Source organism: Polymorphospora sp. NPDC051019 (assembly GCF_040683055.1).
Taxonomy (GTDB): Bacteria; Actinomycetota; Actinomycetes; order Mycobacteriales; family Micromonosporaceae; genus Polymorphospora; species Polymorphospora lycopeni.
The window spans coordinates 36,995-54,983 of sequence record NZ_JBFBCH010000031.1 but is presented as its reverse complement, the minus strand read 5'-3'; the positions used below and the strand labels follow the sequence as shown (position 1 = coordinate 54,983).

General features: G+C 71.6%; 12 protein-coding genes. 7 read left to right on the top strand and 5 right to left on the bottom strand.

Going from position 1 to position 17,989, the window contains the following annotated elements:
- Window positions 1–68 precede the first annotated feature (68 nt).
- Window positions 69–2,246, bottom strand: a complete 2,178-nt coding sequence (locus AB0M79_RS33545) for an MMPL family transporter (RefSeq protein WP_364221898.1) — start codon at window positions 2,244–2,246, stop codon at window positions 69–71.
- A gap of 247 nt (window positions 2,247–2,493) precedes the next feature.
- Here AB0M79_RS33545 and AB0M79_RS33540 point away from each other — a divergent pair, with 247 nt between their 5' ends.
- Complete coding sequence (locus tag AB0M79_RS33540; RefSeq protein ID WP_364221895.1) at window positions 2,494–3,138, top strand: TetR/AcrR family transcriptional regulator; 645 nt, start codon at window positions 2,494–2,496, stop codon at window positions 3,136–3,138.
- A 368-nt stretch (window positions 3,139–3,506) separates the two neighbouring features.
- Here the strand turns inward: AB0M79_RS33540 and AB0M79_RS33535 are convergent, their stop codons facing one another.
- From AB0M79_RS33535 to AB0M79_RS33525, 3 genes are all read right to left on the bottom strand, one after another.
- Entirely contained in the window at window positions 3,507–4,781 is a 1,275-nt protein-coding gene (locus AB0M79_RS33535) for a TRAP transporter large permease (protein WP_364221892.1), read from the bottom strand.
- A gap of 118 nt (window positions 4,782–4,899) precedes the next feature.
- Window positions 4,900–5,289 carry a TRAP transporter small permease subunit gene (locus AB0M79_RS33530; protein WP_364221889.1) on the bottom strand — a complete coding sequence of 130 codons (390 nt, stop codon included), beginning with the start codon at window positions 5,287–5,289 and terminating at the stop codon, window positions 4,900–4,902.
- Between the two features lie 96 nt (window positions 5,290–5,385).
- Window positions 5,386–5,892 (bottom strand): helix-turn-helix domain-containing protein, encoded by a 507-nt coding sequence (locus AB0M79_RS33525; protein ID WP_364221886.1) that lies wholly within the window; start codon window positions 5,890–5,892, stop codon window positions 5,386–5,388.
- A 77-nt stretch (window positions 5,893–5,969) separates the two neighbouring features.
- Here AB0M79_RS33525 and AB0M79_RS33520 point away from each other — a divergent pair, with 77 nt between their 5' ends.
- Window positions 5,970–6,764 (top strand): SDR family NAD(P)-dependent oxidoreductase, encoded by a 795-nt coding sequence (locus AB0M79_RS33520; protein WP_364221883.1) that lies wholly within the window; start codon window positions 5,970–5,972, stop codon window positions 6,762–6,764.
- A 49-nt stretch (window positions 6,765–6,813) separates the two neighbouring features.
- Here the strand turns inward: AB0M79_RS33520 and AB0M79_RS33515 are convergent, their stop codons facing one another.
- Entirely contained in the window at window positions 6,814–7,332 is a 519-nt protein-coding gene (locus AB0M79_RS33515) for a hypothetical protein (RefSeq protein WP_364221880.1), read from the bottom strand.
- Window positions 7,333–7,486: 154 nt separating this feature from the next.
- On the opposite strand from AB0M79_RS33515, the gene AB0M79_RS33510 reads away from it, so the two are divergent.
- The 5 genes from AB0M79_RS33510 to AB0M79_RS33490 all read left to right on the top strand — a co-directional run bounded on the left by AB0M79_RS33510 (window position 7,487) and on the right by AB0M79_RS33490 (window position 17,938).
- Window positions 7,487–7,942, top strand: coding sequence for a hotdog domain-containing protein (locus AB0M79_RS33510; protein WP_364221877.1), 456 nt, complete (start codon window positions 7,487–7,489; stop codon window positions 7,940–7,942).
- A gap of 195 nt (window positions 7,943–8,137) precedes the next feature.
- Window positions 8,138–10,681, top strand: coding sequence for a tetratricopeptide repeat protein (locus tag AB0M79_RS33505; RefSeq protein WP_364221874.1), 2,544 nt, complete (start codon window positions 8,138–8,140; stop codon window positions 10,679–10,681).
- 75 nt (window positions 10,682–10,756) lie between these two features.
- Window positions 10,757–11,293: a hypothetical protein gene (locus AB0M79_RS33500; protein ID WP_364221871.1), complete on the top strand. Its 537-nt coding sequence runs from the start codon at window positions 10,757–10,759 to the stop codon at window positions 11,291–11,293.
- 733 nt (window positions 11,294–12,026) lie between these two features.
- Window positions 12,027–12,884 carry a DUF4132 domain-containing protein gene (locus tag AB0M79_RS33495; protein ID WP_364221868.1) on the top strand — a complete coding sequence of 286 codons (858 nt, stop codon included), beginning with the start codon at window positions 12,027–12,029 and terminating at the stop codon, window positions 12,882–12,884.
- Window positions 12,881–17,938: a hypothetical protein gene (locus AB0M79_RS33490; RefSeq protein WP_364221865.1), complete on the top strand. Its 5,058-nt coding sequence runs from the start codon at window positions 12,881–12,883 to the stop codon at window positions 17,936–17,938. Before AB0M79_RS33495 ends, AB0M79_RS33490 begins: the two co-directional genes overlap by 4 nt.
- Window positions 17,939–17,989: the final 51 nt, after the last annotated feature.

The following is a 17,989-nucleotide window of genomic DNA, read 5'->3' as shown; positions in this document are numbered from 1 at the left end:
GCCGAGGCGGCGATCGACTCGGCCAGGGCGATGATGCGCCTGCGTCGAGGCACGCACCGGTGGGTTGGTCAGCGTGGTGCGAGGTGCTTCGCGAGTTCCTCGCCCTCGACGTCCAAGGTCGGCACGAGCCTGCCCATCCAGCGGGGCATCCACCAGATTCGCCGGCCGAGGATGAGCATGGTGGCCGGAACGATGAGCATGCGGACCAGGAACGCATCGACGAGGACGCCGATGGCGAGGGCGAAGCCGATGGTCTTGAGGATGATGTCGTCGGTGAGGGTGAAGCCCGCGAACACGCCGACCATGATGAGGGCGGCGGCCGCCACGACGCGGGCGCTGTGGGTGAACCCGTCGATGACCGCCTGACGCGCTGGTGCGCCGTGGACGTAGGCCTCTCGCATGCGCGTGACGAGGAAGACCTCGTAGTCCATCGCCAGGCCGAACAGGATGCCGGTGAGCAGGATCGGGAGCAGGAACAGCACCGGGCCGGTGGTGTCGAGACCGACGAGTTCGTTGAGCCAGCCCCATTGGAAGACCGCGACTGTCGCCCCCAGGGAGACGCCGACGGAGAACAGGAAGCCGAGCGCTGCCTTGACAGGCACCCAGATCGAGCGGAACACCGCGATGAGCAGGATGAAGGCCAGACCCACGACGACGGCGAGGTAGAGCGGGAACACCTCGGTCAGCTCGTTGGAGATGTCGACGCCGACCGCGGTGACGCCGGTGACCAGTGCCCGGGCCCCGCTCTGGTCCGGCAGGTCCGACAGCGTGTCTCGGATGTCCGCGACGAGGTCCTTGGTGGATTCGTCCGACGGTCCGGAGTGCGGGATCACCGTGAGCGTCGCGAACTGTGCCGTGTCGAGCTGCCGCAGGTAGGACTGCCGCGCCTGCGGGCTGTCGCTGGTAACGGCAGGGACCAGGGCGGCGATGTTGGAGTCGTCTCGGGTCGCCAGCGTCTGCAGCCGCTCGGTGGCGGTCGCGACGGCGGCGGCCGGGTCCGGGGCTTCCTTGGTGTCGATGACGACGAGCAGCGGGCCGTTGGCTCCGGCGCCGAAGTGCTCGTCGATGAGGTCGTAGGCAAGGCGTACGTCGCTGCCCGCGGGCTTGGTGCTGTCGTCGGGCAGCGCGAGCTGCAGGGAGGCTACGGGGACGGCGGCCACGGCGGCGGCCACGATCCCGGCCAGGAGCGCGGGCCAGCGGAACCGGGCCAGGCCCTCGATCCAGCGGCGACCGAGGGTGCGTGGCTCGCCGGGGTTCGGTTCGGCGTCGGTGTGCTCTTGCCCGGCGCGAGGACTTCGCTTCGTGACGCGGGTGCCGGCGAAACCGAGCAGTGCGGGCAGCAGGGTGAGCGCGATGAGTACGGCGAGAGTGACGCTGAACGCTCCGGCCAGCCCCATCTCGGTGAGGAATCCGATGCCGCACACGGCGAGGCCGACGAGTGCGATGACGACCGTGAGGCCGGCGAACACCACCGCGGTGCCCGCGGTGCCCACGGCGCGGCCGGCTGCCTCCTCCAGCGGGCGGCCCCGGCGTGCCTCGGCCTGATAGCGGGACAGGATGAACAGCGCGTAGTCGATGCCGACCGCCAGCCCGAGCATCGTGCCGAGCGCGGGGGTCGTGGTGCCGAGTTCGACGAACCCGGTCAGGGTGGCGATGGCGGTGATACCGATGCCGACGCCGACCAGCGCGGTCAGCAGCGGCATCCCGGCCGCGACGAGCGACCCGAGGGTGAGGGCCAGCACCACGAAGGCGATGGCGACGCCGATGAGTTCGGCGAGCGCCCCGCCGATCTCCACGCCGATCACGTCTCCACCGATGGTGGCCGTCAGCCCTGCCTCCTCGGCGACATCACGGGCGGCTTCGAGGGCCTCCCGGTCCGCCTGGGACAGATCGACCGCGCTCCGGGCGTAGCTGACCGAGGCGTAGCCGGTACGCCCGTCCTCGGTGATCGTCCCCGCGGCGAACGGGTCGAGGATCGACACGACGCCGCTCGTCCTCAGCGCCGCGAGCGCGTCGGACACAGCCTGTTGGTTGGCCGGGTCTGCCAGTGACTCGCCGTCCGGCGCCTGGAACACCACCCTCGCCGTAGCGCCTTCCGGTGCGGCCGTGGGATCGCGGTCCCTGATCAGGTCGAAGGCCTGCGTCGACTCGATACCGGACAGCTCGAAGCTGTCGTTCGTCTTGTCCGACAGGGTCGCCGCCCCGAGAGCGACGACGAGAAGCAGCAGGACCCAGATTCCCGTCACGGTCCGCCGGTGTCGGAACGACCAGCGTCCGATCCTGAACAACTGCCATGCCATGCCGTTTCCTCCTGCGTGTCGGTGACCGGGTGCCGGTGCGGGTGCTCACTCGCGGCTGTCCGGGGGTGGTGACGCGATCCGGCGTCCAGCAGACGGTAGCATGAAAATATCCGATCGGATATTTTGGTGGCGGTGGTCATAGGATCGAGTGAGCCGCGCTCCACCGCGCGTCGACCGCTTTGGAGGTAGTGCCATGACCGACCGGGAACCCCGACCCGCCCGGCGGGAGGGCTCGTCGAAGCGGGGGCCGTACTCGAAGGGACTTGCGCGGCGGCAGCAGATCATCGACGAGGTGCTGGCGGTCTACGACCGGCTGGGGTTCGAGGGCACCTCGCTGCGCGCCATCGGTGAGGCGATCGGCGTGACGCATCCGGTGCTCAAGCACCACTTCGGCACCCGCGAACAGCTCTTCATCGAGGTGCTGCGGGAGCACGACCGCCGATTCCTGGACGTCCCGTCCGAGGACGACGACACCTTCGTCGACCTGATCCAACGATCAGCCGAACACAGCATGCGGGTGCCGGGGCTGATGGCCCTGCTGAACAGCATGGTGGCCCATGCGCTGGAGGCCGGCAACGACCACTCGCGGGCGCACTTCTCCGAGCGGTACGCCAACCTCAGGGCGACGATCGTGACCCTTCTCGAGGAAGGCCGGGCGGCGGGAAGCGTCCGGTCCGACATCCCTCTGGACGAAGCGGCCTCGCTCGTCCTCGCGGCGGCCGACGGCCTCAGCACCCAGTGGCTGCTCGACGGGAGCGCCGACCTCCAGAGCGGCCTGTTGCTGCTGCAACGCCTCCTCGAACCGCCGGGCCGACAGGTGGGTCGGACCGGTGCCTAGCCACGAACAGCATCCGCCGCTGCCAGGTGCGCGTCGAGGTCAGCGACACCGAGGCTTCGCCAGCGGCGGTGTCGGACGGCGGCAGTACGCTGCCTCACCATGTCGATGTGGCTGATGCCGGCCAAGGTGAGTCCGGAGCTGTTGGCCACTCTGCGCGCCCAGCCCGCGCTGGCGGAAGGGATGTTCCGCGGCCCCGATGAGTCGCTGGCCGGGTTCGACGAGGACCGCGACCTGTTCGGCACCGACTACCGGATCCTGAGCGAGGTCGCCGGGGTGGTGTGGGAGGAGGATTCCCGACGCCCGACGGTACTGTCGGGGAGCTCCTTCCGGGGGTGGGACGAGCCGGGGCGTGGCCCGGCCGCGGACGGTCAGGGGGTGAGCAGGCCGGGCAGCCAGAGGACGAGGCCGGGCGCGAAGGTGACGATGAGCAGTACGGCGATGAGGGGAATCAGGAAGGGCAGCAGACCCCGGAACACCGCGCCGACGGGGATTCCGGTGACCGAACTCAGCACGTACGCGACCGGGCCGATCGGCGGGGTGATGAGGCCGATCATCAGGTTGAGGACGACGATCACTCCGAAGTGGATCGGATCGACGCCGAACTGGGTGGCCACCGGAAGCAGGATCGGCACGCTGAGCACCAGCGCCGAGGTGGGCTCCATGATGGTGCCGAGCAGGATCAGGATGACGTTGACCAGGATCAGGAAGACCACCGGATCGTCGGTGAGTCCGGTCACCCGCTCGGCGACCATGCCGGGGATGCGCTCCCGGGCGAGGATCCAGCCGAGCAGCGACGTCGAGCCGATGATCAGCATGATCGCGGCGGCCGTCACCGCCGCCTCGCGCAGGATCGACGGCAGCTGGCGCGGGGTGATGGTCCGGTAGCAGAGGCCGAGAACGAGCAGGTACAGGCAGCCGACCCCGGCGGCCTCGGTGGGGGTGACGAAGCCACCGAGGATCCCGGCGATGATCAGGACCGGGGTCACCGCGGGCGCGAGGGCCCGGACCCCGGTACGCCTGACGAGCCGGCCGTCGAACTTGCCCGCCTTGAGGAAGGTCTGCCGCTGGCACCAGATCACCACGTAGACCAGCAGGCCGGCGGCGATCAGGAGCGCCGGGATCACGCCGGCGGCGAACAGCGCGCCGGTCGAGACGGCCGCGACGGAGGCGAAGACCACCGCCGGGATGCTCGGTGGCATCACGGGGGAGATGAGCGTGGAGGCGCCGGTGAGTCCGACGGAGAAGTTCTGCGGGTAGCCCTGCTTGCGCATCGCCGGCACCTGGATCGCGCCGAGGGCGGCGGCGTCGGCCAGCGCCGATCCGCTCATCCAGGAAAAGCCGACGCTGGAGCCGACGTTGACGTACGCCATGCCGCCGCGGACCCGGCCGAGCAGGGCCATGGCGAAGTCGAAGAGCCGTTCGGCGATCCCGGCCCGGTTGGCGATGACCCCGAGCAGGACGAAGAGCGGTACGGCGAGCAGCGGCCAGCTGTCGATGCCGTTGATGGTGGTACGCAGGCCGAGTTCGAGCGACTGTCCGGTGGCGAGCAGATACGTCACGCACGGGCCGAGGATCGCGAAGGCGACCGGTACCCGCAGGAACAGCAGCACGACGATGGCGATGCCGAGCAGTGTGATGGCCATGGTCAGATCGCTCCTTCGACCGCGGGGCCGGACTTCGCCCGCCGGTCGTCCGCCGGCCGGCCGAACAGGGCCTGGCCGGTGGCGGCGAGGGCGGTCAGGCCGAGCCCGACCACGGAGATCAGGTAGACGATCCGCAGCGACGGCCCGACGCCGGCGCGGCGCCGACGAACGGGGCGGTGACCAGCCCGTAACCGGCCCAGGTCAGGCCGATGCAGATCAGCGCGACCAGCGCGTCGGTGAGTCGGGTCACCAGCCGCTCGGAGCGCGGGCCGAGCCACCGGTCGATGACCTCCAGCCGCAGGTGCAGCCCACGGCGGAGCAGGTGGCCGGCGAGGATGAAGGTGGACCAGACCATGCCGTACTTGGCGATCTCGCCGGTCCACGCCCAGCCGCTACCGATGGTGATCCGTTGCAGGACCTGGACGAGGACGAGGAGCAGGACCAGGGCGAGGAAGGTCGCGCCGAGGAACCGTTCGGTCCGGTCGATCCATTCGGATATGCGGTCCACCGCCGCGGGCGGTCGTCCTGCCCGCCGGCCCTGGGTAGCACGCGACTGTCGATGCCGGCCACTCGACCGGCGCAGAGCCTTCGGACTCGGCGGGTGTCAGTTCGACGGCTCATCCGTACGATGCTCGAACGGTCCGTGCCCGGGACGATCTGGAGGTGACGGCGGGAATCCCGCCCGGGGCCGGCCTGCCCGCCTCGGATACCCGGTACCGGTTCTGGACGCGGCGATCTCGGCGTGGTGGTCGACCGCCCAGCTGGCCAGCGCCGAGAGTGGCTCCAGCAGGCTGGCGCCCAGTGCCGTCAGCCGGTACTCGACGCTCGGCGGCGACGTCGGAAACACTTCCCGTTCGACCAGGCCGTCGCTCTCCAGCACGCGCAGCGTCCGGGTGAGCATCCGCTGACTGATCCCCTCCACCGCCCGGTGCAACTCGTTGAACCGGTACGGCTGCTGGCCGAGCAGGGTGATCAGCAACAGCGTCCACTTGTCACTCACCCGCCGCAACACGTCTGTGACCGGGCAACACTCGTATTCGTCGATCGGAACGGGAATCGGCAACCGGTGGCTGTCCAGCGTGGTACGAACACCGGTGTTCCTTGTGGCCATGAAAGTGCCTTCTTTCGCCTCCGTCGATCATCTGCCCAGGATGAGCATGGTCAGTGGAGAACGGTAACGGAGGCGACATGGGAGTCGTGGTGGTCAGTGGTGGCACCAACGGAATGGGGCGCGCATTCGCCCTCGGTCGGGCCGAACGCGGTGACCGGGTCGTGGTGCTCGGCCGCAACCGCGAACGCGGCGAGGCGCTGGCGGGCGGATCTGTCACCTTCCTTCCCGTCGACCTCTCCAGCGTGACCGAGACGCGACAGGTCGTCGAGCACATCCTCACCGAGTACCACGTCGTGGACGCGCTGACGCTGTTCGCCAACGCGGTGGCGCCGCGTCGAATCGAGACCGTCGAGGGGCTGGAGCGTACGTTCGCGCTCTACTACCTCAGTCGCTATCTGCTCAGCTTCGGCCTGCGTGCGGCGATGGACCGGGCTACCGCGCCGGTAATCGTGAACATCGCAGGCGTCGGCGTCACCAAAGGCGGGGTCCGCTGGGCCGACCCGCAACTGACGTCGGGCTACTCGGTCGTCGCCGCGCAACTGCAGGCCGGTCGAGCCAACGACCTGCTCGGCGTGGGCTTCGCCCAACGGTCCGGCAGCCGCGCCCGATACGTGCTCTACCATCCCGGCTTCACCAAGAGCGGCGACCGCAGCCCGCTCCCGCTGGTCGTCCGCGGCCTGCTGGCGGCGGTGTCGGTGGCGGCCCGCCCGGTCGCGGACGCGGTGGCCCCCATTCACCAGTTCCTGGACGCGCCGCCAGCCGCGCCGCTGACCGCAGTCGACCGGAACAAGCGACTTCCGCTCAGCTTCCCCACGCTCGATCCGCAGAACGCCGGACGCTTGATGGACCTCACGGAAGAGCTGCTGGGCTGAGCTGCCGTCTCGGCCCAGAGATCTCGGGCGGGTGAGGGGCGCGAGTCGTTCAGGAGTGTCGGTCGATGACCTCGAGCGCGAGGTGTCGCCCGCGCTCAAGCGCGGTCTCGTCGTCGAACAGTTGGAACCGCGTGTTGGCGGCGCTGAGGAACGCGTCGATGCGAAACGCGTCGCCGGGCGGATCGAGGGAGCCCGCGACCGCAAGCTCGGACTCGATGAGATCCAGCCATTCCCGCTTGAGTTTGCGGATCGCGTCGGCGACGGGTCCCTCCCGGTGGCCGTACTCGCTGGATGTCGCCGTGATGAAGCACCCTCCCGGGAAGACTCTGCGACGTAGGCACGAGAACCACGAGTCCACGAGGGCGCGTAGTCGGTCCCGTCCCGGCTGTGCTCCCCACCCGGGTGCGATCACGGTGTCGATGTAGATCTGGCGGGCTTCGGCGACGGCGGCGAGCAGGATGGCCTCGCGGCTGCCGAACACCGTGAGGATCCCGCTCTTGCTCAACCCGGTCGACGCGGCGAGTCCGCCCACCGTCACCGATTCCAGCCCACCGACCGTCGCCGTCATCGCGGCGCTTCGGGCAGCGGTGCGCCGGGTGGCATCGCCGCGCCGTCGCCGACCGTCCACCGAAGTCATCCCCGTAGCTTATGCGACCGACTGGACGTAAAGCTTGGCGACCCCCTACTATGCGACCGATCGGTTGTATTGTTGAGGAGGGCAGATGACCATCGACATCGCCGAGGGTGTCGTCACACGTCAGCGCGTATATCTTGACGATCTCGACGGCTTCGGCGTCCTGCATCATGCCGGCTACGCCGTGCTGTTCGACCGGGCTGTGATCGACTACTGGCTTGAAGCCGGCTGGGCTCCGAACCCGCGTGAATCGGTCCAGGTGGTACGAGAGCTGACAATCACGTACCACGCGCCGATTGTCGGGATGTGCGATGTCGACGTGCACTTCTGGGTGGAGCGGGCGGGGCGCACCAGTGTCACCTATCGCTTCGAGGTGCTGTCGACCACGCACTCGGTCCGCCACGCCGAGGGGAGCCGGGTGCTGGTGAACCTCGACCCGGTCTCGCTGCGCCCGGTCCCGTTGACCGACAGGATGTGGGAGATCGCCGGCCCGCTGCTGGGTCGGGGAGTCTCTCGTCCAGACATCGGAGAACCCGTCTCGTGACCGGATCTCGCGGCCGTGATCGATCGGCCGGGTTCGCGAGGCGGCGGGTGCGTTCCGAAGTGATTGTTAGGCGACAGTACGGGTGCGACCGGCCGGGCGCGCATTGATAAAGTGCCATGCGTGACGGTGTCGCTACGGCCCGGAACGGTGCGGACCGGGGCGGAGTTCCTTGCCCGGTTGCGTGCCATGCGATCCATGTCTGGACTCTCATACCGGGCGCTCGAGCGGCGGGCCAGGATGGCCGGCGACCAGTTGCCGGCCAGCACCCTCGCGAGCGCGCTCAACAGGGTCTCGCTCCCGTCCGACGATGTGGTCGCGGCCCTCGTGCGCGCCTGCGGCGGCGACCCGGGCCTGGTACGGGAGTGGGTCGAGGCACGCCGTGCGCTGGCCCTGCCCGACGAGGTCGCCCCGGTGGCCGACCGATCCGGCCGGCCACCGGCCCCGCCGATCGGCTCAGAGGCCGCGGCACCGCCAGCCTTCGACGGGGCCGGCACCGAGGAGCCCGGCCACCCGCTCGCCCCACCCACCGGCCGGCCGATGGTCCCGCGGCTGCTGCCGCCGGACCTTCCGTTGTTCGTCGGGCGGGACGACGAGGTGGTGCGGGCTCGACGGCTGCTCGACCGGGATGCCGCCGGCCCGGTGACGCTGCTGGTCACCGGCCCGGCCGGGGTCGGCAAGACCGCCCTGGCGGTACGCATCGGGCACCTGTCGGTGGCCCGGTTTCCGGATGGTCAGCTCTACGCGGATCTGCAGGGCTTCGGTGACGAGCCGGCCGAGCCGTACACCGTCCTGGGCACCTTCCTGCGGGCCCTCGGCGTACGCGGCGGTGCGGTGCCCCCGGACCTGACCAGCCGCACCCACCTCTACCGCACCCTGCTGGCCCAGCGGGAGATGCTGATCGTCCTCGACAACGCGGCATCCGCCCGGCAGATCGGCAACCTGCTGCCCAGCGGCGAAGGGTGCGCCACCATCGTCACCAGCCGGACCACGGTGGCGGACCTGGCCAGCCGCCGGCTACCCCTGGGTGTCCTGGACTCCGCCGCCGGACTCGCGTTGCTGCGCGAGATGCTGGGCCGGGACCGGACCGTCGCGGAGGCCGACGCGGCCCGGTTCATCGTCCGGACCTGTGGTGGCCTTCCCCTCGCGGTGTGGGTGGCCGGAGCACGGCTCGCGGCCCGACCGCACTGGCCGCTGGTCAGGGTCGCCCGGGCGCTCGCGGACGAGCAGCGCAGGCTCGACGAACTCGCCGTCGGTGACGTCGCCGTCCGGGCCAGCCTCGAACTGACCTATCGCGGAATGGGCAAGCCCGCCCATCGGGCCCTCCAGATGCTGAGTCTGCTGCCGGGCACGGATTTCGCCGCCTGGGCCCTCGCCGCGATGCTGGACACCAGCGTGTCGCAGGCGGAGGCGATACTCGACGACCTGGTCGAGGTGCACCTGCTGGAGATCGGACCGGTCGGCGACACCGGAATCCGCTACCGCGTGCATGACCTCGTACGGCTGCTCGGCCGGGAGCGGGCGGATCAGGAGATCACTCCACGGTGGCGGGCCGCCGCGCTCGACCGGCTGCGCGGCGCCTGCCTGTCCCTGGCCGACCGTGCCACGACCATCCTCGCCGCCGACTTCCAGGTCATGTCGCACGAGGAACTGGTGTCGTGGCGACTCCCCACGCCGGAAGCCGACCGGCTCACCGCCGACCCGGTGGTGTGGTTCAACGACGAACGCCGGTTTCTGATCGCGGTGGTCGACCAGGGGCTGGACGACGACGTGATCGCGCCCGCCGCCGGGCTGGCCACCGCATTGACACCGTTCTTCCAGGTCGGCAGCCACTTCGACGACTGGGAACGGTTGCAGGGCCGGGCTCTCGCGGTCGCACTGTCCGCCGGCGACCGGCACAGCGCGGGCACGCTGCACCGCTGCCTCGGCGAACTCACCACCATTCTGGACCGGTACGCCGAGGCACTCGACCACTTCGAGCAGGCCCTGCGACTCACCGACGGCGACCCTGCCTACCAGGCCAGCGCCAGCGCCGGACTGGCGTACGTGCATCGGCTGCTCGGCCGGTACGACACCGCCGTCCACCACTTCGAGCAGGCCGCCGAACTGGCCCGTACCGCGGGCAACGTGAACTGTCTGGTCTACGTCACCAACGGCATCGGCGTCATCGACCTGGAACAGGGGCGGGTCGAGGCCGCCGCGGAACGATTCGAGCAGTGTCTGCGGCTGAGTCGATCCGCCGGCTACCGGCCCGGCGAGGCCCAGGCGTTGCGATGTCTGGGGCAGAGCCATCGGGCCGTCGGCGCGTACCCGCTCGCCGCCGATTGTTTCCGGCGGGCCGCCGCGATCAGCGAGGCCCTCGGTGACCGCCTCTCCGCCACCCACGCCCGCTGCTGGCTGGGCGACGTCCTGGTACGACAGGGGGTGTACGGGGAGGGGCGCCGGCTGCTCGCCCGGAGTCTGTGGACCTACCGGGAGTTCGGCAACGTGTGGGGCGAGGCGGCGACCCTCTACGCCCTCGCCGAGGCGCAACTCGCGGCCGGCCGGCCGGCGCTGGCGGTCCGGCGTGCCGAGGCGGCGGTCGACCTGTGGCGGCGGGTCGGCTCCCGAACCTGGTTGGCGACCGGTCTCGACACCCTCGCCGAGGCTCACCACCGGGCCGGGGACATCGGGACCGCGGCCCGGATCCGGGCGGAGGCCGCGGCCACCCGGACGGGGCCGGCCGGTGCCGGCCACGGATAGGAACGTTCGCCATGGTCAGTCCCTTCCGGTTCCCTGGGCGAAGGGCGAGCCTCCGGCGGCAGGGGTCGAGTATCGATGTTCTCGATTCCAGCAGTTCGCTACTTCCGCCTGCTATGCCCGCGCTGTTCGGAACAGTCCCGAACAGCGGCGATCGGCCGGACCACGGGCGGGGTGGGCTCACCCGTCGGTCCTGCCGTGGCGGCGCACAATCGGTGCGTGCGGGTCTGGGATGAAATGACGTTGGAACAGCAAGCCGTGATGATCAGTGCATTCGAGGAGGCGTACCTCAACAACATCATCGACGGGTACGGTGCCCGGCTGGAGTGGGCGAGGACGGGTGACACCACCTGTCCGTCCAAGCTGGACGACGTCGCGAAGCGCGAGCTGCCCCCGCGCTTCGCGTCGGTGGTCGCGGACCTGGTCGAACGGGAGTTGATCGAGCTGGCCGAGCCGACGTTCGACCGCTGGGACGGCACGGAGCCGCTGCCGGGCGAGAGGTTGCACGACGCGTTGCGTGATCCGGCGAGTTGGGTGGACGCGCCGGACGGAAGGCGCCGGATGGTCATGGTCACGTACACCGAAACCTGGGATCGTCTGGCCCGAAGTGAGTGAGCAAGCGGCCCGACTCTCGGGTGATTGCCAGACGTGCGGCACTCCGTGCAGTGGATGGGCGGTGCAGCTCACGCGCGACAGCAAGCTCCGTTGGGGCTTGGAGTGGGACTGCAGTGCCTGTGGAACGGTGTCGTGTGACGGTGGCTGGGGGCCCGCGCCGGACGAGGTTCGGGACGAGTTGTTGGCTCAGCACGGGGGCTGCCGTCTGCGGCTCGAAAACAGTGAGTCGCGTGGTGGTGGCCGGATACTCAGAGTCTTTCGTCAGGTCTTCGGTGGGAGCCTTCAGGAGGCCCGGGCGTCCGCAGACAGGCTCAGAGGGGCCGGATTCGCGGGCACTCGCGTAGAGATCGAGTTGTTGAGCGTTCTGCTGCGCCAGCTGGGTGTTCCTGGCGTGGTCGATTTGGACGGACCGCCCCGGGCGTGAACGCGGCCCGCCATCTTGTCGGAGGAGAGAGTCGGGTCGGTCGGACAGCCGTCCCAGCTTGACCGGTGTGACCCGGGTCACCGCCTCGGCCTCCCGTCGGGCCGCCCCTGACCGCGCGCAGTGCACCCCGACCGGGTCGGACCTGCGACTCCCACGGGTCCCGTCCTCCCGGCCCCGCCGGCCCGGTCGTGCTTCTCCCGCCAACGGGTCCCTGTTGTGTCGGTCACTACTGTTAGCGTGCGCTGCGTCGTTGATCACGGCCGATTGCTTCCGAAATATAGCTATTTGCCACTGCGGAGGGTGTTCCTGATGGGCTGGTTACCGGTGGGAGACTCGTACGAGATCTCTCTGGTGGACGGAAAGGTGGCGGCCCGGGCCACCGGCCCGCGGGCCACCGGCCGTCCACTGAAGACCCTGCCGAAGGTGCTGCGGGACGACCCCGAGGTGGACCGGCTGCGCCAACTCGCCCAGTGGCTGGACCGGCACAGCGCGGAATGCCTGGCCCGGGTCGACGGTTGGGTGGTGTCCTCGCTGCCGGTGCCGACCGGGCTGCTGGCCCGGATCTGGCCGGACCCGGCCTGGCGGGACGCGCTGCGCGACCTCGTGGTGCTCGGGGACGACCCGGCCGAGCCGGGTTTCCTGCGGGACGTCACCGACACCGGCGACCTGCGCGTGGTCAACCTCGACGGGGAGACCGTCCGGCTCTCGCCGGCCAGCGCCGTACTGCCCCACCCGGTGCGCCTGCCCGACCTGGCCGACCTGCGCGAGTTCGCCGGCGAACTGGACGTGACCCAGCGGGTCGAGCAACTGCACCGGGGCACCTGGGACAGGCCCGCCAACCTGAAGGACCGGGACACCACGATCACCGACTTCCGCGGCACCACGGTCCCCAACCGGCTGGCCACCCGGGCCGCCACCCTCGGCTTCCGGGTCTCCGGCTCACAGGTCAGGTGCCGGGTCTGGGAGGCCGGCCACACGGTCGAGGCCGCCATCTGGTTCGACGAGGACTACTGGGACTCCGAGGCGACCCTGGGCACCCTCTCCTGGTCGGTGGTGGAGGGACCGATGCTGCGGTTGACCGACGTCGGGCCGGTGGCCTGGTCGGAAGGAATGCGGATGGCGACGGCGTTGTCCGGCGCCCTGACGGGAACGGGGGAGCAGTCGTGACCGGGATGACGACCGGGTCGGGCGAGGAGTCGACCGACAGCCTGCTGGCCGCCGGCGCGGTGCTGCCGGCCGACACCGCCGTGGCCGGCGACCGGGCGGTGCCGCTCACCGCCCGCACCTACCGGCACCCGGCCCTCGACGACCGGCCGGTGGTCCGCCTGGTCGACGCCGCCCTAGGCGAGGGCGAGGACATCGCCGTCGGGTTCCTCGGCCTGGCACCGGGTGCCGAGCCGGCCGTCGTCGGGCTGGGCCTGCGCCGCCCGTTGGCCTTCCCGGAGTGGGTGCTCGTACACCACCCGGCCGACGGCCGGCACGCGCTGGCGGTGGTGCCGGAGTTGCAGAAGCTGGCCAAGCAGGTCCGGTCGCGGCCGAAGGCCGCCCTGGACGGGCACCAGGCCGTCGCCGACCGGTTCGCCCGTACGCTGCCGCACCTCCTGCCGACGTTCTTCGAGCAGGCGGCACGGGTGTTCCTGGCCGCCGGGCAGGACACCTACGCGACGCAGCTGTTCAACAAGGCGCGCAAGGCGGAGGCGCAGCACGGCCTGCCGGTCGACCTGACCCGGCTCGACGAGGTCTACGTGGAGTTCGCGGCGGCCAGGGTGGTGTCCGCGACCGCGTTGGCCGGCCACGCGAAGGAGTTGTCCGCCCAGTTGCCACCCGACGAGGCGCTGGAGCGGTTCTGCCGGCTGGCGCTGCGGGCCGCGGCCGCCGGCGTGGTGCCGTCCACGCAGTCGGCCAGCACGGTGAACCGGCTGGTCCGGACCGCGACGAAGGCCGCCGGTACGGGCGCCGCCGCCGTCGCCGACCGTGCGGCGGCCTATCTGACCGAGCTGATCCGGCTGCCGGTGGCGGCCGAGGCGCCACCCGGCTGGTGGAAGGCGCACCTGCCGGCGTTGACGGAGCTGGCCGGCCGCGACCCGGCGATCCGCGGCAGCCTGCTCGACCTGATGCCCGTCGACCGGGACAATCTGGTCCCCTGGCTGGCCCTGTTGACCGACACCGGGGCGCTCGACGGACTGTTCGACCCGGACGTGCCGGACCCGGCCCGCCCACAGGACGGCTCCGTCGGCTGGCTGCGCCGTTTCGTGAGCCGGGCCAACTCCGGCCACCACCGCCACCGGGTGGCGGAACTGTACCCGCTCGTCGAGCGGATGGCCGACCGGCTGCGCGCCGAGCTGGCCGGCAGCGGCGAGACCCTCGACGCTGACGGCGACCTGGACCTGCTCGACCTGCTGCTCGCCCGCGAGCTCCCGGTTGCCGCGCCGAAGGAGCGCGACATCCTGGACCTGGCGAGCTGGACCAAGGGCGGGGGAGAGCGGGATCTGCTCGCCGTGGCCGGCGACGACCGGTTCACCGGGGCCCTGCGCCGGGGCCTCGACCAGTTCGACAACCAGCCGCACGCCCTGCACCGGCTGGTCGACACGCCGGGCGTCCGGCCGATGCTGACCGACTGGCTGCGGGCCCGGGTCCGCGACCGCCTCGCCGTCGGGCTGCCGTACCTTCCGCAGTCGGTGGACTGGCTGGGCAGGCTCCCGGTCGAGGCGCTGCGCCTGGTCTCCGACGACCCCGTCCGGCCCGGTGACGGCGGGCCGGAGGGCGACCTCGGGCAGGCCCTCGACATCGACCTCGCCGAGCACGTCGCCCGCAGCCTGCGCGGCGGGATCATCGACGAGCTGGGCTGGCCGGACTGGGAGCTGGCCTGGCAGGAGGTGACCGGCGGGGACCGCCGGGTCGAGGTGACCCGGCAGGAAGCCTGGCCGTACGTGATCCTGGGCGGGCCGACCACGGTGCGCGTGATCGGCGCCGAGGGCATCGTGCTGCGCCACGACCTGCGTATCCCGGCCGGCGACATGTGGGGGCAGCCCGGCTACCACTACGTCGACGGCCACCTGTTGGTCTACTGGAGTTCCCAGTCCCTCGGCTACGACCCGCGCGGCTACTGGCACTCGTCGCCCGGCGAGCCGCAGCCCATCCAGAGCGGGCGCCGCGGCAACCGGCCGCGCGGGAACGGGGTCACCCTGCCACTGGCCGGCGGCGGGCGGACCACCGGCGACGGCGTACTGCACGTCGGTGACACCGCGGTCCCGTCCGAGGTACCGGTCATCACCGACGGCGCCTCCCACTGGGTGTACCGCCGGGGCGAGGACGACGACAGCTTCGGCTGGCGCGAGTACGACCCGGCCGGCAACACCCACGGCCGGCGCGGCCTGCCCCGGTTCCTGGCCGACCTGCCGGCAGAGGGCGGCCACCTCCAGGAGTCGGCCAGCTGGCTGCGGCCGGCCCTGTCCGACCGGGCCACCCCGGCCGCCGTACCGGTGGACGGACTGCTCGGCTGGCGGGTGGTCACGCTGCCGGACGGCTCGGTACGCGGCGAGGACCTGGCCGGTCGTACCGTCACCGTGGCCGCCGGACGGGAGCCGATCGCGGCGCTGGTGCTGCCCGGCGACGACCGGCCGCGGGCCGTCCTCAAGGGACTCGTCCTGGTCGACCCGGACGGGATGGTGTGCACCGTCGTCGGACCGTCGACCACCCGGGACGACCACCCCGACGCGCTTCCGCTGCCGGGAGAGCGGTTCCTCGGCGCCATGCTGGCCCGGGACCCGGCCGGCTCCGCCGCCCTGCGCCGGATGGACCGGGACGTCGCCGGCGTGCTGCTGAAGGTGGCCCTCGACGAACACCGCGCCGTCCTGGCCGAACAGGCCGCGCGGGCCGCGACCCAGGCGGCGACCCGATCCCGGTCGACCACCGCCACCCGGGCCAGCACCGGCCTCGTCGCCGCCGTCCCGGCGGTCGTCGCACCGACCGGCACCTCCGGCTCCGGAGCATCCGCCGGCGAACCCGACAAGGACGCGCTGGTCGAGCTGGTCCGCTCGACGTTGCCGACGGTCAGCCACGACGCGCTGATCGCCGGGGTGACCGGGGTGCTGCGGCTGGCCGCCCGGGTACGTACCGACCTGGACGCGCTGACCGAGCGGCTCACCAGGTCGTTGTCCGCCCCGAAGACGGTGAAGCCGACGGCCGGCGTGACCGGACCCACCGACGAGCAGCTCAACATGGCGCTGGACGGCCTGCGTGGCTCGGCCTACGGGGCGGGCAGGGCGGTCCACGTCTTCACCCAGTTCCAGGCGATCACCGCCCAGCGGTCCGCCGCCACCGGCGGCGAACCCGCCGTACGGCTGCACCTCGACGGGCCGTCGCTGCCGAACGGCCTGAACTGGTGGCCCCTGCTCGGCGGTGTCGCGGCCGTGGCCTACCGGGCCGTCGCGGCGGTCACGCCGGACGAACACCGCGAGACGCTGGGCGCCCTGCTCACCGAGCTGGACCGGCTCGACCTGAGCACGGCGGCCGAACCGGCCATGTGGCGCCGGTTCACGCTGCACCTGCTCGACGACGACCTGAACAACCCCGACGGCTCGCGCCGGTATCCCGGACCGGGCATCCTGCCGTTGTCCGACGGGGTGTTCATCGCCATCCTCGACTCCAGCGGCACGTCCACCGGCTACTCCTTCGACGCGTTGTACCACGACCCGGCCGGCGTGTTCGCCGTGCCCGAGCCGTACACGGTGCAGTCCTCGGCGCCGGTCGGTGACGAACGGCCGGCCGGCTGGCTGGCCGGCTTCCGCACCGAGTGGGCCGCGCGTGGCCCGCTGTCCTGGCGACCGGAAGCCGCCGAGCTGTTCTCCGAGCTGACCGGCGTCACCCCCACCGCCGCGAAGCTGGTGCTGTCCGGCCTGCCGTACGCCGACTCGGAGAGCACCGTGCCGACCGGGTTGCGCAAGGCGCTCGGGGTCCGGCAGGTCGGCGAGCTCAACCTGGCCTTCGGAGTGCTCAGGGAGGCCAACTCGCAGGTCCGGCGGGCCGTGGTGTCGGCACTGGTGCCGGACGACCCGGCCCGGCTGTGGACCGACGGTCCGGACGTGGCCGCCGCCGCGGCGGTCTGGAACGCCGCCGTGGGGCGACGGGTGATGGTGCCCGAACAGTTGCTCGCCGAGGCGGTGCGCGCGGTCCGCACCGACTGGGGACCCGCGAAGGCGCTACCGGCCCTGCTCGACCCGGCCCGTTCGGTCGAGCTGAGCACCGACCTGGCCTTCCGGATCAAGGGCGACCGGGCACTGCCGGTCGACGGCGCGGGAGCGGGCTTCACCGGCCGGGTGCTGCGCGGCACGGTTGCCCTGGCGGCCTGGGTCGCCCACCACACGCCGGCCGGTGAGCCGTGCCGGGCCGCGCTGCCGGCCGCACTGGGTGCGCTGCGCGACCGGCTGGCCAACCCCGACCTGCTGCTCGACCTCGACCAGTACGTCTCCCTGCCCGCGTTCCGCCAGGTGGCGGGCAGCCCGTCGGAGACCGGACCGGGCTGGGAACGGTACGGCGCCATCGTCCTGGCCACCCACGACAGCCAACCGTCGCCCGCACTGCGGCCCGACCTGCTCGACGCCGCCGGGACGGACCCGTACCTGCCGGCGCTGCGGGGCGACGCGGCCAAGCCGTACCCGACGGAGGTGGCACTGCGCCTGGTCCGCGACCCGCGGTTCGCGGCGCTGCTCGGCGATCCGGGGCAGCCGGACGGCGGCGCGCCGGCGGCGGACGGGACCTGGTGGCCGCAGGACCCGACCCGGTCGGTGGCCGACCTGGTCGCCGAGGTCGCCGGGAGACACGGCCTGGGCGCCGACGCGGCGGCGACGTACCTGATGCTGCTGGCCATGCCGGACCCGACCGATCGCAACACGGCGAAGTGGACCGGCTGGAAGCCGGCCCGGCTGAAGGCGGCCCGCGCCGAACTGGCCGGCACCGACCTGGTCATCGAGGCCAGCCGGCCCCGGGCCGGCCGGTCGCTGTTCCTGCCCGGCCCGTGGCTGGAGCGCGGCAGCGGGCAGGCGCCGATCGAGGCATGGAAGGTCGCCCTGTTCGATCTCGCCCCCGACGGTACGGCCGGGCTCGGCGTGACCGTGCCGTTCGAACCCGTCGCCGACCTCTACCGGCGGGCCTGGCAACGCCTCCGCGACGGCGACCGGCCCCGCTTCGAAAACCTGCCCACCCGCGGCAACCGCCGCTGACCCGACCCTGTCCCGAACACCCCACCCGGAACCAGAGAGATCGAGGAACAC